14 protein-coding genes and 1 pseudogene are annotated in these 19839 nt (G+C 34.1%); 2 read left to right on the forward strand and 13 right to left on the reverse strand.

Annotated features, from left to right (window positions below; all coding sequences use genetic code 11):
* Nucleotides 1-90: 90 nt before the first annotated feature.
* The 5 genes and pseudogenes from HYN56_RS09180 to HYN56_RS09200 form a co-directional block, all read right to left on the reverse strand.
* Complete coding sequence (locus tag HYN56_RS09180; protein ID WP_109191902.1) at nucleotides 91-1965, reverse strand: peptidase U32 family protein; 1875 nt, start codon at nucleotides 1963-1965, stop codon at nucleotides 91-93.
* Nucleotides 1966-2113: 148 nt separating this feature from the next.
* On the reverse strand, nucleotides 2114-2953 hold the full coding sequence (gene dinD, locus HYN56_RS09185) for a DNA damage-inducible protein D (RefSeq protein WP_109194762.1): 840 nt from the start codon (nucleotides 2951-2953) through the stop codon (nucleotides 2114-2116).
* Nucleotides 2954-3120: 167 nt separating this feature from the next.
* Nucleotides 3121-3576: a ferritin-like domain-containing protein gene (locus tag HYN56_RS09190; protein ID WP_109191903.1), complete on the reverse strand. Its 456-nt coding sequence runs from the start codon at nucleotides 3574-3576 to the stop codon at nucleotides 3121-3123.
* Nucleotides 3577-3944: 368 nt separating this feature from the next.
* Nucleotides 3945-5134 (reverse strand): annotated as a pseudogene (locus HYN56_RS09195) (pyridoxal phosphate-dependent aminotransferase).
* A 75-nt stretch (nucleotides 5135-5209) separates the two neighbouring features.
* The gene (locus HYN56_RS09200; protein WP_109191904.1) at nucleotides 5210-6307 is read right to left on the reverse strand and encodes a fatty acid desaturase family protein; all 1098 of its coding nucleotides are present in this window, start codon (nucleotides 6305-6307) and stop codon (nucleotides 5210-5212) included.
* A gap of 107 nt (nucleotides 6308-6414) precedes the next feature.
* Between HYN56_RS09200 and rsmG the strand changes: the two genes are divergently transcribed.
* The gene (gene rsmG / locus HYN56_RS09205) at nucleotides 6415-7044 is read left to right on the forward strand and encodes a 16S rRNA (guanine(527)-N(7))-methyltransferase RsmG (protein ID WP_109191905.1); all 630 of its coding nucleotides are present in this window, start codon (nucleotides 6415-6417) and stop codon (nucleotides 7042-7044) included.
* 66 nt (nucleotides 7045-7110) lie between these two features.
* On the opposite strand, the gene HYN56_RS09210 is transcribed toward rsmG, so the two are convergent.
* From HYN56_RS09210 to map, 7 genes are all read right to left on the reverse strand, one after another.
* On the reverse strand, nucleotides 7111-7842 hold the full coding sequence (locus tag HYN56_RS09210) for a hypothetical protein (RefSeq protein ID WP_109191906.1): 732 nt from the start codon (nucleotides 7840-7842) through the stop codon (nucleotides 7111-7113).
* A gap of 411 nt (nucleotides 7843-8253) precedes the next feature.
* On the reverse strand, nucleotides 8254-9879 hold the full coding sequence (gene pruA / locus HYN56_RS09215; protein ID WP_109191907.1) for an L-glutamate gamma-semialdehyde dehydrogenase: 1626 nt from the start codon (nucleotides 9877-9879) through the stop codon (nucleotides 8254-8256).
* A gap of 155 nt (nucleotides 9880-10034) precedes the next feature.
* Nucleotides 10035-10421: a Co2+/Mg2+ efflux protein ApaG gene (gene apaG / locus HYN56_RS09220; protein ID WP_008467225.1), complete on the reverse strand. Its 387-nt coding sequence runs from the start codon at nucleotides 10419-10421 to the stop codon at nucleotides 10035-10037.
* 79 nt (nucleotides 10422-10500) lie between these two features.
* Entirely contained in the window at nucleotides 10501-11760 is a 1260-nt protein-coding gene (locus HYN56_RS09225) for a type IX secretion system plug protein (RefSeq protein ID WP_109191908.1), read from the reverse strand.
* Between the two features lie 75 nt (nucleotides 11761-11835).
* Entirely contained in the window at nucleotides 11836-14736 is a 2901-nt protein-coding gene (locus tag HYN56_RS09230) for a DEAD/DEAH box helicase (RefSeq protein WP_109191909.1), read from the reverse strand.
* 121 nt (nucleotides 14737-14857) lie between these two features.
* Nucleotides 14858-15631, reverse strand: a complete 774-nt coding sequence (locus HYN56_RS09235; RefSeq protein ID WP_057117668.1) for a class I SAM-dependent methyltransferase — start codon at nucleotides 15629-15631, stop codon at nucleotides 14858-14860.
* Between the two features lie 145 nt (nucleotides 15632-15776).
* Complete coding sequence (map, locus tag HYN56_RS09240) at nucleotides 15777-16595, reverse strand: type I methionyl aminopeptidase (RefSeq protein ID WP_109191910.1); 819 nt, start codon at nucleotides 16593-16595, stop codon at nucleotides 15777-15779.
* 236 nt (nucleotides 16596-16831) lie between these two features.
* Between map and HYN56_RS09245 the strand changes: the two genes are divergently transcribed.
* Nucleotides 16832-18082, forward strand: a complete 1251-nt coding sequence (locus HYN56_RS09245; RefSeq protein WP_109191911.1) for a DUF445 domain-containing protein — start codon at nucleotides 16832-16834, stop codon at nucleotides 18080-18082.
* A 113-nt stretch (nucleotides 18083-18195) separates the two neighbouring features.
* Here the strand turns inward: HYN56_RS09245 and gpmI are convergent, their stop codons facing one another.
* Nucleotides 18196-19713, reverse strand: coding sequence for a 2,3-bisphosphoglycerate-independent phosphoglycerate mutase (gene gpmI, locus HYN56_RS09250; protein WP_109191912.1), 1518 nt, complete (start codon nucleotides 19711-19713; stop codon nucleotides 18196-18198).
* Between the last annotated feature and the right edge of the window lie 126 nt (nucleotides 19714-19839).

A 19839-nucleotide genomic window follows, 5' to 3' on the forward strand; every position in this document is an offset into this window, starting at 1 on the left:
GTTCGCAAAGATTATTTTAAAATCTTTGCGAACCTTTGCGTATTCCTTTGCGCTCTTTGCGGTTAAAAAAAACGTTGCGGTTAAATAATCCTAATGAAAATGATCTTCTTCAATCTCAAATTCAGCATCTTTTTCCCAGATTTCCATTTCGCAGGGCTTGCAGTTGAATTTTAGTTTGTATTCTAATTCTCCCTGTTTTAAAACCAATGGTTCTTTTACCTTAACACCAACAATATCTTTTTGGTGAATCGGGCATTTTTTTAATTCGTATTTAATGCAATATTTAGTCGTCATTACACGAGATTTTCCTGGATCCCATTGTAATTCGAATGCTTTTTCGATTTCGGTAACACCGTGACGTTCGTAGAATTTACGAGCTGTTTTGTTTGAAACGTTGTACATGAAATCCAGTTTGGTTTCTGGATAAGGATGTGACGTTTTTACCAGTTGATGTTCTTCACGAACATAATTTGCCAAACGAATTTCTGTCAACTGATCGTAAACCGTTCTTCTCATTTCGTTTATTTTTGAAATTGGAAGGAACCAGTTTTGAGAAAACATAATAGTAATTTTATCAGCTGTATAAGGCGTAAAACCTGTTTTTGCTAATTGTGTTTTGATGTTCTCTTCGATTGATTCACCCGTTTTAGTCTGCTCTTTTGGGTGTTCTAAATTTACGGTACTAACATTTCCATCTTCGTCTGTTGCGATTAATTGGAAACCAGTTTCCGTTTCGGTAAGCAGTAAAGTTGTACTCAATTTACGAACGGCACTGTCTTCTCTTTCAACAATTTTGATGAAAGCGGCGTCGTTATTTCTGTAAATGAAAGTTCCGTCTTTTACTTCTTTTAGAACGTTTGGATAAACTTTTCCGTTTTCAGCTTTGTTTACGTAGATTCCGTCGGCTTCGTTATTTTCGTTGATGAAGCAAAGTCCGTCACCGTTGTTTAACAATTCGCCATTTTCGATTTCGTAAGCACCGCCAACAGTTCTAATTAATTTTCCAATATATTGCCCCTTTGATTTTGGGCTTTCCCAAGAACCAATAGAGCTGTGTCTTTCGTTTACGAAATAATCGGTATATCCACGGTTGAAAGTTCTGTTTAATGCAGAATCAAAAGTATACGTACATTTTCCAGAAGAAGCTTTGGTGTATTTTTCACTTCCAGGACCTTCTAAATAACTGTCTAATTTCTGACGTAAATACGATACGTTGTTTTTAACATAAGCTACGTCTTTTAATCGGCCTTCGATTTTGAAAGAAACAATTCCGGCCTCAATCAAATTCGGAATCTGATCTGAAATGTCTAAATCTTTAATCGAAAGCAAGTGGCTGTTTCTGATTAAAGTATCTCCATTTCCGTCGATTAAGTTATATGGTAGACGGCAGTTTTGCGCACAAGAACCACGATTCGCACTTCGTTCTCCGTTTGCCACACTCATATAACAGTTTCCACTAAACGATACACATAAAGCTCCCGTTACGAAAAACTCTAATTCAACATCAGCGTGATCATAGATTGTTTTGATTTGATGCAAGTTTAATTCACGTGCTAAAACCACACGTTTGATACCAGCATCTTTTAAGAATTTAATTTTATCAGCATCACGGTTATTGGCTTGTGTGCTGGCGTGAAGTACGATAGGAGGCAAGTCCATTTCCATAATCGCCATGTCCTGAATAATCAAGGCATCAACACCAATATCGTATAACTCCCAGATCATGGCACGACACGTTTCTAATTCGTTATCATATAAAATGGTATTGATAACTACAAAAACCTGAGCATTGAATAAATGCGCATATTTTACTAATTCTGCCACATCTTCAATAGAGTTGTTGGCATTTGAACGCGCACCAAATTGCGGCGCACCAATATATACAGCATCTGCACCACTATTTATGGCTGCGATTCCTCCAATTAAATCTCTAGCAGGAGCTAATATTTCGATTTTCTTCTTCATTTCTAAAACTTTAGACTTTTGTGGTATTCCCGAAAAAAAGTGTGCAAAGGTCTAATAAATTATTTGAGTTTGCTAGCGATGAAGCGATTTTTTTAAAATTGTTAACTTAATTAAGAGCGTATTCTTTGGTTACGAAATCTTTTAGTAATTATTTTTTCTTTTTCGTATCAGCTCTTAGTAATTTTTTCTCATCTCCATCAAGCTTTCGTTGGAGTTTTTTTACATCTTCTGCTGGTAACAGATTTTCAGGGATAATGCCTCTTTTAGTCAGCATTTCTCTAACTGCAATATTGTTATCAATATGTTCGGTATCTATTTTGCTTTGTCCTTCTAAATCTTTGCTTTGAACATTTAAACCTGTCATTTCTGCTGCTAGATCTTTTGCTTTTATGCTTATTGTAGGTAAGAAATCGGCAACAGGTCTATTATCAGGAATGCCCATTTTCTTTTTTAGCATATTAGTGTTTAATCTAAATAGAGCTTGATCTCCTTTGCTTCTAATTACTGCGAATCCATGACTGTCAACTCCTCTTTCATATAAAATTCCAGATAATTGTTTTTCGGTTTGGCTTAGTTTTTCCCGAGCTTTTATTCTTTCAAATTCCAAAAGACGTTGTTCGACCATTTCTGCTTTACGGGTTTGAACTGCGAAATAATTTTGTGCAAATGCAATTTCTTGTTTTCTGCTGTCTCCATTTTGTGCAATCAAATAACATGCATAACGCGTTAGTGCAATATCGTTTATTGATCTTTCAGAATTTGACCCTAGCTCAACCATTTTCCTGACGTCAGGAAAATGGTTGTCTATATTTTCACCGGCATTTTTGCAGGCATCTTTCGCTTTTTGAATTACTTTTTCAAAATTTTCCCATTTACTATAACCAAGTAATAATTGTAAATCGCGAGCACTCCAACATTCAATACCTTCTAATTCTAATGTAGCTGATTCAAATTTTTCAAAAAGTTTCTTGATTTCGTCCGATTTCATATTCATTTATTTTAGAATCTAAATTGTTTAAATATAATAAAAACAATAGAAATAAGTAGGTTATTTCCTGTTTTTTTTGAAGGGCTAAATTTGAATATTTCATGAGGACAAAAAAAAAACGCCCAATCCGAAGACTGAGCAGTTCTCAAAAAAAAAGCATGAATCGATTAAATTCCTTTCATTTTAATTTGTGATAAAGTATTTTGAATACTATTTAATTGTTTGGAAACAATATAAACCTGACTGTGTTCCAATTCATTATCATCGAGTGCTTTTTTGTATTTTTCAATGGCAGCTTCTTCTCCGGTAATGCAGGCATTGATGATTGCTTCAGGATCTCCATCGGTAAAGGATGATTTGATGTCAATCCAGGTTCTGTGTAAAGCTCCTAACGGGCCACCGCCAGAAGTGTCTGTAGATTTTCCTAGTTTGTTGATTTCGTCTTGTAGTTCTACAATAAATAAGGCTCTTTCGCGAGCATATTCCAGAAAATCAGTTTTCATTGCCGGGTTGTTTACATGCTCTGCTGCGTTTGTATATCCTAGTTTTCCATCTTCAAGAATTGAAATTAATCCTTCTAAGGTTTTTACTGCTTCTTTTGTGGTTTCATCTGTATGTATCATGACGTAATAGTTTTTAAATTAATACATTACAAAGTTGTCGATTTCTAAAGAGTTATGTTTTACAGGATTACAAGCGTGGTTTTACAATATTGTAGAATGGGAATTTTGAAACTTGTATTTTTTGTTTCTCGCAGATTGAGCAGATTTTGGTAGATTTTTTTCTTTTGAAAATGAAAGTTTCTCGTTTTACGGTTTGCGTGAGGGATTGAGGCGGTATCCTTTTATGAAGCGGAGCGAAATAAAAGATATAGCCGAAAGCCCGACCCGGAGGGACACGCCCAAAATAAGCCCATAAAAAAAACAGCTTAAAGTATAAAAGTGATGAAACTTTTGAACCTTAAGCCGTTTTAATAAAACTTAGAATATTGTTATGCAGTCAAAGCTTCTTTGATTCTGCGTAATGCTTCTTTTAAAATATCGTTGCTTGTTGCGTAAGAGAAACGAATACAGTTTGGATTTCCGAAAGCGTCTCCGGTTACTGTTGCTACGTTTGCCTCAGCTAAAAGATACATAGAGACGTCGTTTGCATCTTTAATTTCGTGTCCTTTTAAAGTTTTTCCGAAGAAAGAAGAAACGTCTGGGAATACGTAGAAAGCTCCTTCTGGAACGTTGATTTTTACTCCTGGGATTTCTTTTAATAATCCAACTACTAAATCTCTACGACCGTGAAAAGCCTGAACCATTTCGTTTAATACGCTTGGATCAGCATCTACGGCTGTAATTGTGGCGCGTTGTGCTACAGAGTTTGCTCCGGATGTTACTTGTCCCTGGATTTTTGTACATGCTTTTGCAATGAATTCTGGAGCTCCGATGTATCCAATTCTGTATCCTGTCATGGCAAATGCTTTTGCAACTCCGTTTACAGTGATGGTTTTTTCTAACATTCCCGGAATAGAACCGATGCTGCAGAAAGTTCCTGAGAAGTTGATGTGTTCATAGATTTCGTCAGCAACTACGTAAATATTTGGGTGTTTTTCTAACACTTTTGCAAGCGCTGTTAACTCTTCTCTGCTGTAAACAGATCCTGAAGGATTACATGGAGAAGAAAACCACATCATTTTTGTTTTGGTGTGATGGCAGCTTCCAATTGTTCTGGTGTGATTTTGAAATCTGTTTCAACAGAAGTTGGAACTTCAACTGGAACTCCGCCAGAAAGTTTTACGATTTCGAAGTAAGAAACCCAGTAAGGTGCTGGTAAAATTACTTCGTCACCGTCGTTTAACATTACTTGTGCAATGTTGTATAATGATTGTTTTGCTCCTGTAGAAACTACGATTTGAGATGGTTTGTAATCTAAATCATTATCTCTTTTGAATTTTCTGCAAATTGCTTCTTTTAAATCCTGGTATCCATCAACTGGAGAATAAGTGCTGTAATTATCATCAATTGCTTTTTTAGCAGCTTCTTTAATAAAGTCAGGCGTATTGAAGTCAGGCTCACCTAAACTTAAACTGATAATGTCTTTTCCTTGTGCTTTTAATTCTCTTGCCAAAGCGGCCATTGCTAATGTCTGTGAAGTCGCAAGGTTGTTGATTCTGTCCGAAAGAATATGATTCATTATAAAAATTTTGAATGTCCTTAATTTGTTGTGTTGATTAAGGATGGTTATTATTAATAGATTTTTTTTTAGTTTTTAAACTGATAATTCCGGTTTCATTCCCAAATCACGTAAATGTTTGAAGTGAGCAATAACGGCACTTCGCATTGTTTTGTATTCGTAATAAGGTAAGTTGCATTCTTTTGCTGTTTCTTTTACAATTTTGGCAATTTTACCGTAATGAATGTGACTAATATTTGGGAAAATATGATGTTCGATTTGATGGTTTAATCCGCCTGTGTACCAATTTACGATTGCGTTTTTTGGCGCAAAGTTAGTCGTAGTGTATAATTGGTGAATAGCCCAGGTATTATCCATTTCTCCTAAATCGTTTGGAGTTGGATTTGTAGTATGGTCTACCACATGTGCCAATTGGAATACAATACTTAAGATTAATCCTGCGGTATAATGCATAGCGAAAAATCCAATAAGGACTTTCCACCAGGTAATTCCGATTAGGATTGGTAAAACAATCCAAATAGAGACATAAATCATTTTAGTAATGATTAAAGTAGTCCACAAGATTTTTGGATTCTTAGGTTCTCCGTAAGATAATTTTCTTTTCAAATAATTTCTCATTTGCTTAAAATCGGTTGTTAGTGCCCAATTGAAAGTCAATAAACCGTATAGGAAAACAGAGTAATAATGTTGAAAGCGGTGAAAACGATGCCATTCCGCATGTTCTGTAAAACGAATAATTCTTCCTGCATCTAAATCTTCGTCATGCCCGGGAATATTAGTGTAAGTGTGGTGTAGTACATTATGTTGTACCTGCCAGTTGTAAACATTTCCAGCCAGAACATAAATAGTTCCGCCCATGAATTTATTGATCCAGCTTTTGTTTGAGTAAGAACCGTGGTTTCCGTCATGCATAACGTTCATTCCAACGCCAGCCATTCCAACTCCCATTACAATTGAAAGTAATAACATTAACCAAAAAGGCATTTCCAATGTTAGGATTAGAAAGTACGGGGTCAGGAAAACGGCAAAAAGAATAACAGCTTTTAGGTGTAATTTCCAATTTCCGGTTTTCTGAATATTATTCTCCTTGAAGTAATTGTTTACCCGAGAATTAAGTGTTCTGAAAAACTTCAGATTGTCTTGCCTAGCAAATGTCGGAGCCGTGTTATTCATAATTAATTTAAATAGTTTTCAAAGGTAATTATTATAAATTTTCAATTTGCAAAATTGAGTTAAATATTTCAATCGTAAAGTAGTACTTTTGTTAAAAATTTACAGCAATGGATGAGATATTGAAATATTTTCCAAATTTGACGGATCTTCAAATTGAACAATTTCAAAAATTAGACTTTTTATACCACGATTGGAATGAGAAAATCAATGTTATTTCTCGAAAAGACATTGATTCATTATATACAAAACACATTTTGCATTCGTTAGGAATTGCGAAAATTATGAAATTTGAAGCAGGAACAACGGTTTTAGACGTTGGAACTGGTGGTGGCTTTCCGGGAATTCCGTTAGCAATTCTTTTTCCTGAAACCCGCTTTTATCTGATTGACGTGATTGCAAAGAAAATAAAAGTGGTTCAAGGCGTTGCGGATGCATTGGAATTAAAGAATGTAAAAGCAGAACAAAAACGCGCTGAATTGGTAAAGGGCGATTTCGATTTTATCGTAAGCCGTGCCGTAACTAATATGCCGGATTTTGTTTCCTGGATAAAAGATAAGATTAAGAAACAACACAAGCATAAATTGAAAAATGGTATTCTTTATCTGAAAGGTGGTGATTTGGCAGAGGAATTGAAAGATTTTCCAAATGCTACACTATACGATCTGGCAGATCATTTTGAAGATGAATTTTTTGAAACAAAGAAAGTAGTTCACCTTCCTTTGAAGTTTAAGCCTTAAAAAGTAATAACCCGGTAGATTTTTCTCCGGGTTATTTTTTTGAATAAATAAAAACTATTAAAAAAATTAAGAATATATTCTTGTAAGATTTAAAAACTGGTTTGCCTGGTAATTTAAATTATCAATAAAACCATGTATTGCATTTTCTGACGCTTCATTGGTGGCTTTAAATTCAGAATCAAAGAAAAAATCCCGACATATTACAGGTTCATGTGAAGAATCGTAAACAGCTTCTTCTTTCTCGTCTAAATCCAAGTTCTCATATTCACAAGCATATAAGCAAATTAAATCTACTATAATACGATTGAACCATCGATCAAAAACTTTCTTTTTAGGAGTAACATGTCGGGCTAATAATACTAATCCTATGAGTTCGTTTTGTAGATAATAAGAGCCTTTTCTATATAAAGTATCAATCATTCTTACATTCATATGTGCAATCCATAAAGGTCCATTTACACTACCCGAAGCTGGCATATCAAATTCGGTATCAAATAATAATGGATTAGTTTGTTCCGGATTGTCTATTGAACACCAAAGTGCTTCAATACGTTTTTGAGTATCATTTGTATCTTTTGTATATCCGGTAAAACGCCAATATATCCATTCTAATAATGCGGCTGATAATCCAACAGAAGCTTTGTGGTTGATTTGCAATAATAGATTTTCTAAATCTTCATTTTCTCCGAAAGGATCCAGTAATTCGTTTATTTTCTTTTTATTCCATTTAAAATCAATTGCGTGACCAATACTTTTTGATTCTAAAATGATTTTAGGCACATTGTTTAAATTTCTCATAAGTTTAAAACTGTTTAAATAATACTAATTGATTTTTATAAGGCAAATGTATTATGATGTTTTTTTTTGAGATGGAACAAGAAGTTTTTAAAATATTAAAATAAGTTTTTTGTTGAACGTATGTTGTTGTAAATCAGTAAAATAAGAAAATTACTACAAAACATTATTAGGTTGTTTTTCTAAAAACTGATTTGTTTTTTATCTGAATTAGTTTTCTAAAATCTATAAGAAATTATATTTTAATGAACTGTTTTTTTAATTTCCTCTTACTAGCTCTTAAATAATCTATTAAAGTTAAATTATTATTTGTGAGAAGTGATTTTTCTTTAATTGAGAAAAAAAATAAAAGCGGATAATTTCATTTGAAATTATCCGCTTTTTATAATCTTAAATCTGAACTCTAAAATCAGATTAGCCTAAGAAAGGATATCTGTAATCTTCAGGAGTTACAAAAGTTTCTTTGATCGTTCTTGGAGAAGCCCAACGCAACAAGTTCAATGCAGAACCTGCTTTATCGTTAGTTCCTGAAGCTCTTGCTCCACCAAATGGCTGCATTCCAACAACTGCTCCAGTTGGTTTGTCATTGATGTAGAAGTTACCTGCAGAATTTTGTAATTTAGTAGTAGCCACTTCAATAGCGTAACGATCCTGGCTGAAAACTGCTCCTGTTAAAGCATACTCAGAAGTAGTATCTACTAATTCTAAAGTTTCTTCCCATTTAGCATCTTCGTAAACATAAATAGTGATAACTGGTCCAAACAGCTCAGTTTCCATTGTAGTATATTTAGGATTTGTAGTTACAATAACTGTTGGTTCAACAAAGTACCCAACAGATTTATCATAATTTCCTCCAACGATGATTTCAGCGTCAGCATCTTTTTTCGCCTGATCAATATAACTAGCTAATTTGTCGAAAGAACCTTCGTGGATAACTGCTGTAATGAAGTTTCCAAAATCTTCCGGAGAACCCATTTTCATAGATTTCACGTCAGCAATCAATTGTTCTTTTACAGCTGGCCATAAACTTTGTGGGATATAAGCTCTGGAAGCAGCAGAACATTTTTGTCCCTGGAATTCAAAAGCACCACGAGTAATTCCTGTAACTACCTGTTTTACGTTTGCGCTTGGGTGAGCAATGATAAAATCTTTACCTCCAGTTTCACCAACGATTCTTGGGTACGTTTTGTAATTGTGAATGTTTGCTCCAATTTTAGCCCAGATGTCTTTAAATACGTGAGTCGATCCTGTAAAGTGAACACCGGCAAAATCACGGCTTGCTAAAACTGTATCAGTAATCATTAAAGCATCACCAAAAACTACGTTGATAACACCGTCCGGAACTCCGGCTTCTTTGAATACATCGATGATAACTTTAGCAGAAAATACCTGACTGTCACTTGGTTTCCAAACCACAACGTTACCCATCATAGCAGCACTTGCAGGAAGATTTGCAGCGATAGCAGTAAAGTTAAATGGAGTAATAGCGTAAACAAAACCTTCAAGAGGTCTGTATTCTACGCGATTCCAAACAGAAGAATCTGATTTTGGCTGATCGTTATAGATTTGAGTCATAAACTCAACATTGTATCTTAAGAAGTCGATTAATTCGCAAGAAGAATCGATTTCTGCCTGATGAATATTTTTAGATTGACCAATCATTGTAGCTGCATTGATGCGCGCTCTGTATGGTCCTGCAATAAGTTCTGCAGCTTTTAAGAAAATAGCAGCACGTTGTTCCCATGCCATGTTTGCCCATTTTTTTCTTGCTTCAAGAGCATTGGCAATTGCTTTTTCGATATGTTGTTTTTCAGCTAAATGATATTTTCCAACGATATGTTTGTGATCGTGTGGAGCAGTAATGTTTCTTGTATTTCCAGTTCTGATTTCTTCGCTTCCAATATATAAAGGAACGTCAATTTGAGAATTCCACATTGTGGTGTAAGCTGCCTGAACAGCTGCTTTTTCTGGTGAGTTCGGTGCGTATCCTTTTACAGGTTCGTTTACCGCTTTTGGTACATGAAAAAATCCTTTAAGCATGTTATTTAAAATTAGATTATTAGATAATTTATAGTTAGAAAATTTGATTTGTTACGAATAATCTAACGTTGCACAAAAGTACAAAGGATAAATTAATAAATTGATAATTTTATGATTAAGATAACGATAAAAAGAATCGAAGTAAAAAGGTGCCCTTAATTTAAAGCAAAAGGAGCACACATTCTAAAAGTAGGGACAATTACTTTGAATGTTTTTGTAGTGGTAAAATTGATCATATTAAAATGACCTTTCATTGCTCCGTAAGGAGACGATAATAAACAGCCAGAACTATAAGTGTGATTTTCACCTGGTTTTAAAACAGGTTTTTTGCCAATAACACCTTCGCCGTCTACTACTTCCAGATCATTTAGAGAATCAAAAATTTCCCAGTGGCGCGAGGTTAACTGCACAGAATCTTTACTGTGGTTTTCAATCGTAACTACATAACTAAAAGCAAAATGAATCTTGTAGTTTTTGAAGTAAGTACCTTCAAAACTAGTTAAAACAGATATTTTTATGCCTCGTGTAATTTGAGAAACCATACTAACGCAGTATATATGTGGTTGTTATAGTGGCAAAGTTAAGAAAAAAAATCGTTTAATCTAGAACCTTAACATTGTTTTAATTGACTATATTGATAGAGTTTGCATTTCCTTTACCAATAACACGCTGATAACGATCTGTTGCCTCTTTATAATAAACCAGAATTGTGTACTCGTTTTCAGTTTGGTAAAAGTTTCCGTCAATAGCATTTTCGTTATCAATAACGCCTTTTTTATCAGCAACAGTGTACTGGAAATTAGTGAATCCCTGCTTGATCATTATGGCTTTTTCGAAAACGGCTTTATCAGTGTTGTAGTCCATTTTATATTCCGGAGAAAGACTGTAATTGTTAAACATTCCAGCAATATAAATGTCTTTATTTAAACGGAATGCCGGAGCGGATAAAGTGAAATAAACCCAGGCATAATCAGCTTCTATATCATTGTTGGAACCATTGATGTTTTTAACCACAAAGTTTCCGTTTACATCTTGATAATTGGTGTAAATCTGATTTCCTCTGGCGGCATTAGTGTATAAATGAGCGCTGTAAATATCACCGTTAGAACCTACTTTGGCAACATTATTACTGGCAGCCCGAATGTCTTTATTCTCAAAATATAAAAATTCATTTCCGCCCCAAAACTGTGTTTCTTTATCATATTTATAAACCAGTTGATTGCCGATAGTGTATTGGGGGACGACATTTTTTATCGCAGTATTAAAATTTCCATTTTGTAATAGAAGTACTTTTACATTCTGTAAAGGAGTCTGAAATACAATATCATTAGACAAAATAGCAAAATCTAAGTTTTGTTTGTAATCAATATTGCTGAGATTTCGGCTTCTTTTTACTTGGGCTGTTACAGTTGAATGATTTTCGTATAAAATAAATTTTCGTGAAAACACTAATTCTCGGTCTTCATTTAATATTCGCAGTATATAATTTCCGGAAAGCTTGATTTGCGTTGTAAACTGATTCGGAAAAGATAGTCTGTAATGCGAATAAATCTGAAGTGTATTAAAGGAATTAGAATAATCGTTAATTCTTTGATTGTCTAAACCACCAATATAATCCGTTTTCGGAATATCAGTTGGTATCCAGTTGTAATCACAATGTACAACTTCAAAATAATAATTGGCCTCACTTCCAAATAAATCATCGAACTGAAAAGCAAACGAAGAACCTAGTTCAAAAATAGGAACAACATTACTTCCGTTTTGAATAAAAGAAACAGTTTTAATATTATAAGGTGGTTCAACCTCGTTTTGTACTTGCTGAGCAGTTATCGAACTAAAGAAGCAAAAAAATAAAAGGCTATGATATAAAAATTTTGACATCTTATTTATGTTGTAAGATTGTAAATATAACAATTTTATACAACGAAAAACAGCCGGATTTATTGGTTTAACTTATTAAGAGTTTAAAATGTATTCTAAATTGGCTTCGATTTCGTCATTGATGTAACTTTCTTCTAAAAGCGAATCAGACAACAGTTTTTTGTTTTCCTGCAGTTTAATGATTTTTTCCTCAACCGTATTTTTAGAAATAAACCGAACAACATTTACTTTGTTCAATTGCCCGATTCTATGTGCTCGTCCAACTCCTTGTTTTTCTGCGAAAGGATTCCACCACGGATCCAGAAATAAAACGTAAGATGCTTTGGTGATATTTAAACCAACGCCTCCCGCTTTTAATGAAATAAAAAACAACAATGGTTCTTCTTTTTCCTGAAATAATTTTACTTGTTGTTCTCTTGTATTCGCTGGAGTTTCTCCTGTGATTTCACAATATTGAATCTTGTTTTCCTTGCACCAATCTGTATAGAATCCAAGATTGGTGACAAACGAACTGAAAATAATAACCTTTTGTTTTTCGTGGACTAAAGTTTCGAGATAATTCGTAACCGCAATATATTTTCCGGAATCAATTTCTGATTCCTGATCGACCATTTTTGGGTGATTACTCAATTGTCTTAATTTCATCAGCGTATTAATAATGCTGATTTTATCCGGACTTGAGCCATCTGTTTTGAGTAAAAAGTTACGCGCTTTCGATTTTTCTTTTTCGTATAATTTCTCCTGTTCAGGATCCATTTCACAGTAGTAAATCTGCTCAGATAATTCAGGTAAATCTTTTAAAACCTGTTCTTTTGTTCGTCGCAAAATATAAGGTTGAACAAGAGTTTTTAATTCTGATAAAATAGTCTCGTCCTGTCTTTTTTCGATTGGCGTTTTAAAATTATCCATGAAAAACTTGTAATTCCCCAAAATGTCAGGATTTATAAACTGCATTTGTGACCATAAATCGTCAAGCGAATTTTCGATTGGAGTACCGCTCAAAGCAATTTTATGAGCTGTGCTAATCTTGTTGATTGCTTTAAAAATCTTAGAATCTTTGTTTTTAATGTATTGACTTTCGTCTAAAATCAAATATCTAAAATCGTATTTTTCTAAAATTGAAATATCACGATGAACAATGCTGTAACTCGTAAAAATCAAATCGGTTGTGGCTAATCTGCCGGCTAATTGTTTTCTGTCATTGCCCACATATTGCATTTTTGAAAAATGCGGAGTAAATTTCAAAGATTCATTATACCAGTTAAAAACTAAGGAAGAAGGTAAAACAATCAACGTTTTGAGTGGTTCTCTTTCGATTGTAGTTTCGTTTGAAAATAAATCAAAATTGGTTGTTTTGGTTGTAAATCCTAATTGTTCTTGAACGGCAACCAAAACGGCCAAAGTCTGCAACGTTTTTCCAAGTCCCATATCATCGGCAAGACAAGCGCCTAAATTCGAATTGAAATGTCCTAAAAGCCATTGCACGCCTTCAATTTGATAAGGTCTTAAAGTTGCTTTTAATAAATCAGAAGCTTTGTATTCGGCTTTTGTTGTTATATCGTCTTTAATTTCAGGAATGGCATCTAATGCCGTAAAATTACTTTTACGCAAAAGAAGATTTCCTCCTTCGGTTTTTGCCAATTTTGCCAACGAACTGTATTTGCTAAACCATTCTAAAGGAATCAGAAAATAATTTCCGTCAGGCAATTGAAAAAGTCGTTCTTTGCTTTTTATGTTTGGAATAATTTCGCTGAAATTAATTTTATACGTTCCAATCGTAATGATGATTTTAATATCAAACCAATCTCCGGCTGTTTCTTTGGAAGCTGAAACAATATGATTTTCGGTGATAATTTCTTTGCTTTCCGCTTTTAGATTTTCAATTGTAAATCCTAAGCTTTCCAGTTTTTCTTTATGATCAATAATAAATTGAATATTAATATAAGGATCTGGGTTTTCTATCTCAGAATCTAGCCCGTAAAATTCATTTTTGATTACGGTCAAGCCGAGTTCTGCCAATTTATCGGTATAAAAAGCCTCTTCAGAACTTCTTTTAAATTGAATTATTTTAGGCTGATTGGCAATGCTGAAATCAACAAACGAATGTGTTTTTTTTGTTTTGGAAGCATCAAATAAATAACCATCATAATCAAAATAAAGATTTAGATAATAACAATTTTTAAAGAAATCATGAACCGGCTGAATCGTACAAGAGATAATTTTATCACGACTTTCGACTTCAAAACCTGTTGATTCAATGTCGATTTTCTTTGCTATTTCAGGAATAAAACTTTTGAAATAATCATCGACTAATTTTGATGGAATTTCAATTGATTTTTTCTTTAAAAAAGGCATTAGTTTTTTAGCGTTAAGCGCTGTTAACTGCCCCAGTTTTTTATTGATAATTAACCATCCTGGCTCGTCTAAAAGAATCTCGGCTTTTTTATCCATAGGTAAAAAGGCAGTTTCGTTTTCTTTTAGAGAAAGGGTGTAGGTGATTCCTTCGTCGTGTTTGTCGAATTGAATCTGAGGTTCAAAATAAAGCGGACTCACATCAACTCTGGAACGATAAAAATCTTTTTCAGGTCCGAGGTTTAATGACAACGGAAATTGCTCTTTTACAATTAAATCATAAAATGAACCCAAATGAAATTTTAAATGCTGACGAATTGCAAAATCAATTTTGGAATCTTTCTGCAAATCGGCAATCGTCTTAGCTGATTTGATTTTAGCGCTGAATTTTTTAAAGATAAATTCAGGTTTTAAAGATTCGCAGGCGGTCAGAATTTTTTTTGAATTAGAATCCAGATTATCGTAAACAATCCCGAAACTTTGTATTACGCCGGGACTTGCTTTTTTATCCAAATATTTAATTTCATCAGAATTCTCAACAATGTAGGCGGTTGGGATATAAGTGTTGAGGTTTTTTTCTAAACTGATGTCAAAGCAAAATTGAAATGATTTTGTAGGTTCCAAGATTTAGGTTTTTGGTTAGGCTTGTATTTTGGGAATAGGGCAAAAAAAGAAAGAGTTTTCAAAATAGAAATAATTTGAAAACTCTTTTAAATGAACTTATATCACTTTTATGATGAAAAAATTAGTTTTCAGGTTTAAAGCAAAGCGGAATAATTTCGCCTTTTGCTAAACAATATTTTTCAACCAGTTCTGGTGCTATTTTATTAGTATAATCTTCTTCAATCACGATAAAACCAATGCTTCTTAATTTGTCGAAATAATCGCGTCCGTAAATACGAACGTGATCGTATTGGCCAAAAATTCTTGCACGTTCTTTCTGATCTGTAATAGAATCATCTGCAAAGGTAACTTCACGATTTAAATCCTGAGGAATTTGAAGAATCGCCATTCCGCCTGGTTTTAAAACACGGAATAATTCCTGCATTGCTTTCGTATCATCCGGAATATGCTCTAAAACGTGATTACATAAAATCACATCGTATTCATTGTCTTTAAAAGGGAGATTACAAATGTCCGCTTTTACATCTGCCAAAGGCGAAAACAAATCGGTTGTCGTGTAATCAAGATTCTTTTGCTTGCGGAAAAGTTTGTAAAAGGCCTGTTCCGGAGCAAAATGCAATACTTTTTTAGGTGCTGTAAAAAAATCAGTTTGGTCATTTAAATACAACCAAAGTAAACGGTGTCTTTCTAATGAAAGTGTACTTGGCGAAAGGACATTATTACGCTGTTTTCCGTATCCGTAAGGTAGAAAAGATTTAAAGCTTCTTCCGTCAATAGGATCAGTAAATTTATCTCCTCTTAAAGAAAAAGCCAAAATAGGACGCGCCACATAACTCAAACGAATTAATAATGGTCTTGGAATGGTATTTAGAACTAATTTGAAAAGTTTCTTCATGGGGCTATTTCAAAATATTTTTTGTTTTCCTGCAAGGTTTTCAAAACCTTGTAGGTATTTAAGTTTGAAAAAAGACACCTACAAGGTTTTTGAAAACCTTGCAGGAGTTCGATTTTTTTTAAGTTTTTTTGAATCTCGGCTATAACTACAGCACTAACGGCACTTGTCTAAATTCATCTTCTTCATTACTCTCAATTCCAAGAGCTTTGTAGATGTATTGGAAAGTCGATAATAATTCTGGTTTTCCATCAATTAACGCTACATCGTGCTCGAAATGTGCACTTGGTTTTCCGTCAGCAGTCAGGATTGTCCAGCCGTCTTTTAGTTGTTTGATGTTTCTTGTTCCCATGTTAATCATCGGTTCAATCGCCACAACCATTCCTTCTACAAAAAGTTTTCCACGTCCGCGTTTTCCGTAGTTTGGCATTTCTGGTTCTTCGTGCATTTTTTGTCCAACTCCGTGTCCAACCAATTCACGAACCACTCCGTAACCGTGAGCTTCGGTATATTTCTGAATCGCATTTCCAACATCTTCAACGCGATTTCCAGCTTTAAATTCTCTAATTCCAACGTAAAGAGATTCTTTGGTAACTCTTAAAAGTTTTTTTACTTCAGGAGCCACTTCACCAATCTCGAAACTGTAGGCATGATCTCCGTGATAGCCATTTTTAAAAGCGCCACAGTCTACTGAAATAACATCTCCGCTTTTCAAAGGAACATTATTAGGAATACCGTGAACAACCTGAGCATTTGGACTCATACAAAGCGAATTCGGGAAATCATACAGACCAAGAAAACTTGGTACAGCACCGTGATCACGAATAAATTCTTCAGCTAATTTGTCAAGATATAATGTAGTCACTCCTTCTTTAATTTCAGAAGCAATCATTCCTAATGTTTTTGATACGATTAAAGCACTTTCGCGCATCAATTCGATTTCCTCTCTGGTTTTTTGGATGATCATATTTTTTCAGATTTTCAGTTGGCAAAAGTACAATTTTTAATTAATTTTTTTTGAGTTATTTTTTTCTGCCACGAATTCACGAATTATCTCAAAACAAAACTTTTAAAAATGCAGATTGCACGAATTAATGAATTAATTTTTAAATAAAATTCGTGAATTCGTGGCTATTTAAAGACAAAGAATGAAGAACGGTCTCAGAAAAAAGCCCTAAATTAGTAGTAAAAACGTATGTAATTATGGAAACTGTTACAGATCAGGATATAGAAAAAGCTAAGGCTTTAAAGAAAATGAAGCGATTTGCTTTGTCGCTTTTAGGAATTGCAGTCTTGCTTTTTATCATAGCAATTTATTTTAAAATTCCGATGCTGCAGGCTTTTAGTGAAGCCGCAATGGTAGGTGGAATTGCCGATTGGTTTGCGGTTGTGGCGTTGTTTCGTCATCCGTTGGGAATTCCGATTTGGCATACAGCTATTATTCCGACCAAGAAAAATGAAATAGGGGAGAATCTTGGAAATTTTGTTTCAGAAGAATTTCTGAATCGGGAGAAGCTAGAAATTAAACTCGACGAATTCAATTTTGCAACCAAAGCTTCTGATTGGCTTTCGCAGGAAGAAAATGCAGCTAAAATTGCCAATGTTGTTGCAGTAAATATCATTCCGGGGATTTTAAGAACCATTAAAGATGAGGATGTCAAAAGATTTATTCAGGTTCAGTTTAAGGAAAAAATGGAAGGAATAAATTTTGGAAATTGGGTTGCCGTTGCTTTAGAACCTCTTCAAAAGGGAGATTTAAAAAATCAGATGCTGACGAATCTTTTGGAAGTAATGAGTGCTGAATTAACCAATAACAAAGATTTAATTAGGCAGAAAGTAAAAGCTTCCACGCCACTTTTAAGTTTTGGTTTAGCCGATAAAAGTATTACCGAAGGTGTTTTTAATGGTTTACAGGATTTTTTAAATGAAGCCAAAAAGCCTGAAAGTGCAGTTCGTTTAAAGATTGATGAATATATTTTTGACTTTTTAGAGAAAGTAAAAAACTCAGAAGAAATGAGAGTTAAAATCAACGATATGATTTTAGGTTTCGTTGGAAAAAAAGAAGTTCAGGATTACATCAATGGAATTTGGGACGAAATCAAACTCTCGATTACAAATGATTTGGATAAAGGAGAGGAATCTTCCATCAAAAATAGTATTTCGAGTTTAATTCAAACCTTTGGAAACGGAATCAAAGAAGATCCTGTAATGATTGATAAAATCAATAATTTCATCAAAAATGATTTGCTTTCTGTTCTCTTGAATAATAAAGAAGTAATTGGCGACCTGATTTCTTCAACTGTAAAATCCTGGGATGGAAAAGAGGTTTCTGAAAAATTGGAACTGGAAATTGGAAAAGATCTTCAATACATCAGAATCAACGGAACTTTAGTTGGGGGTGTTATCGGACTTATTATTTATGGTGTAGAACAGTTGTATCATTTATTTTTATAATAAGATATTCGTAATTTTTGCCATTTCGACTGAAAGGAGAAATGACAAAATTGGGTGTAAAAAAAGAGGCAAATTTTAAAAGTTTGCCTCTTTTTTTTAAAAGAAAAATATTTTTACAATAACGAATGACAAGTCATTGCATTTGGCTGTTGTACACCCATCAATTCTAAAATTGTTGGAGCAATATCACCTAAAACACCATCCTGAATGCTTTTTAGCTGTTTGTCAACTAAAATAATCGGCACTGGGTTTGTGGTGTGAGCCGTATTTGGAGAACCGTCAGGGTTAATCATCGTTTCGCAGTTTCCGTGATCCGCAATTACGATTGTAGTGTAATCATTTGCAAGAGCAGCATCAATTACTTTTTTAGCGCAAGCGTCAACTGCTTCACAAGCTTTAATAGCTGCTTCCATAATTCCGGTGTGTCCCACCATGTCACCGTTGGCAAAGTTTAAGCAAACAAAATCAACTTCACCTTTGTTCAATTCAGGAACAAGAGCATCTGCCAATTCGTAAGCGCTCATTTCTGGTTTTAAATCGTAAGTGGCAACTTTAGGAGAATTTCTTAAGATTCTTTCTTCGCCTTCAAAAGGAGTTTCTCTTCCTCCCGAAAAGAAGAAAGTTACGTGTGGATATTTCTCAGTCTCCGCAATTCTGATTTGTTTTTTGCCTGCTTTTTCTAAAACCTCGCCAAGAGTTTCGGTAATATTATCTTTATTGTAAACCACTTTTACGTTTTGGTATGTTTCGTCGTAATTAGTCAACGTTACATAGTACAAGTTTAGTTTGTGCATGTTTTGTTCGTGAAAATCTTGCTGAGAAAGCGCCTCAGTAAGTTCACGTCCTCTGTCAGTTCTAAAGTTAAAGAAGATTACAACATCGCCTTCTACAATTGTAGCAAGAGGTTTTGCATTTTCGTCAACAATAACTACTGGCTCAATAAATTCATCTGTAACGTCTTTCTCATAGCTTGAAAGAACACTTGCAACAGCATTTGTTGATGGAGTTCCAACGCCGTTTACAACAAGATCATAAGCTAATTTAACACGTTCCCATCTTTTATCACGGTCCATTGCATAGTAACGACCGATAATTGAAGCAATTTTTACAGGAGTATCTTTAATGTAATCATCAAGATCATGAATATATTTTGCTCCGGATTTTGGATCAACGTCACGTCCGTCTGTAAAAGCATGAATGTAAACCTGATCTAAACCATATTCCTGAGAAGCATCGATTAAGCCACGAAGGTGTGAAGTATGTGAGTGAACACCACCATCTGAAACTAATCCTAAAAAGTGTACTTTTTTATTGTTTTCTTTAGCATAAGTAAAGGCGTCAATCAAAACTTGCTCTTTTGCTAAAGTTTTATGTTCTACAGCTAAATTAATTTTGGCTAAATCCTGGTATACAATTCTTCCGGCACCAAGGTTCATGTGCCCAACCTCACTGTTTCCCATTTGTCCTTCAGGTAAACCAACATTTAAACCGTCAGTTCTAAGTTGAGCGCTTGGGTAGTTTTTGTAAAGACTGTTTATAAAAGGAACATTTGCATTGTCTATTGCAGATACTTTAGGGTCAGGAGATTTTCCCCAACCGTCTAAAATCATAAGGATAACTTTTTTGTTCATTATATTTTTGTTTTCTACAAAGATAAGGCATTTCTAAACTTTGCGGGAGAGAACCGGTGCATATTTATGTTTAATAAAATGAACTCAGATAAAAAATATTAATTTAATTATAGAAGTCTTTATTTT

This window comes from Flavobacterium crocinum (genome assembly GCF_003122385.1).
GTDB lineage: Bacteria > Bacteroidota > Bacteroidia > Flavobacteriales > Flavobacteriaceae > Flavobacterium > Flavobacterium crocinum.

Excerpts from the sequence above, each read along its gene's own strand:
- HYN56_RS09200 (WP_109191904.1), bottom strand. The coding sequence starts at position 6,307 with ATGAATAACACGGCTCCGACATTTGCTAGGCAAGACAATCTGAAGTTT.
- pruA (WP_109191907.1), bottom strand. The coding sequence starts at position 9,879 with ATGCTTAAAGGATTTTTTCATGTACCAAAAGCGGTAAACGAACCTGTA.
- HYN56_RS09245 (WP_109191911.1), top strand. The coding sequence starts at position 16,832 with ATGGAAACTGTTACAGATCAGGATATAGAAAAAGCTAAGGCTTTAAAG.
- dinD (WP_109194762.1), bottom strand. The coding sequence starts at position 2,953 with ATGAAATCGGACGAAATCAAGAAACTTTTTGAAAAATTTGAATCAGCT.
- rsmG (WP_109191905.1), top strand. The coding sequence starts at position 6,415 with ATGGATGAGATATTGAAATATTTTCCAAATTTGACGGATCTTCAAATT.
- HYN56_RS09180 (WP_109191902.1), bottom strand. The coding sequence starts at position 1,965 with ATGAAGAAGAAAATCGAAATATTAGCTCCTGCTAGAGATTTAATTGGA.
- apaG (WP_008467225.1), bottom strand. The coding sequence starts at position 10,421 with ATGGTTTCTCAAATTACACGAGGCATAAAAATATCTGTTTTAACTAGT.
- gpmI (WP_109191912.1), bottom strand. The coding sequence starts at position 19,713 with ATGAACAAAAAAGTTATCCTTATGATTTTAGACGGTTGGGGAAAATCT.
- map (WP_109191910.1), bottom strand. The coding sequence starts at position 16,595 with ATGATCATCCAAAAAACCAGAGAGGAAATCGAATTGATGCGCGAAAGT.
- HYN56_RS09225 (WP_109191908.1), bottom strand. The coding sequence starts at position 11,760 with ATGTCAAAATTTTTATATCATAGCCTTTTATTTTTTTGCTTCTTTAGT.
- HYN56_RS09235 (WP_057117668.1), bottom strand. The coding sequence starts at position 15,631 with ATGAAGAAACTTTTCAAATTAGTTCTAAATACCATTCCAAGACCATTA.
- HYN56_RS09210 (WP_109191906.1), bottom strand. The coding sequence starts at position 7,842 with ATGAGAAATTTAAACAATGTGCCTAAAATCATTTTAGAATCAAAAAGT.
- HYN56_RS09190 (WP_109191903.1), bottom strand. The coding sequence starts at position 3,576 with ATGATACATACAGATGAAACCACAAAAGAAGCAGTAAAAACCTTAGAA.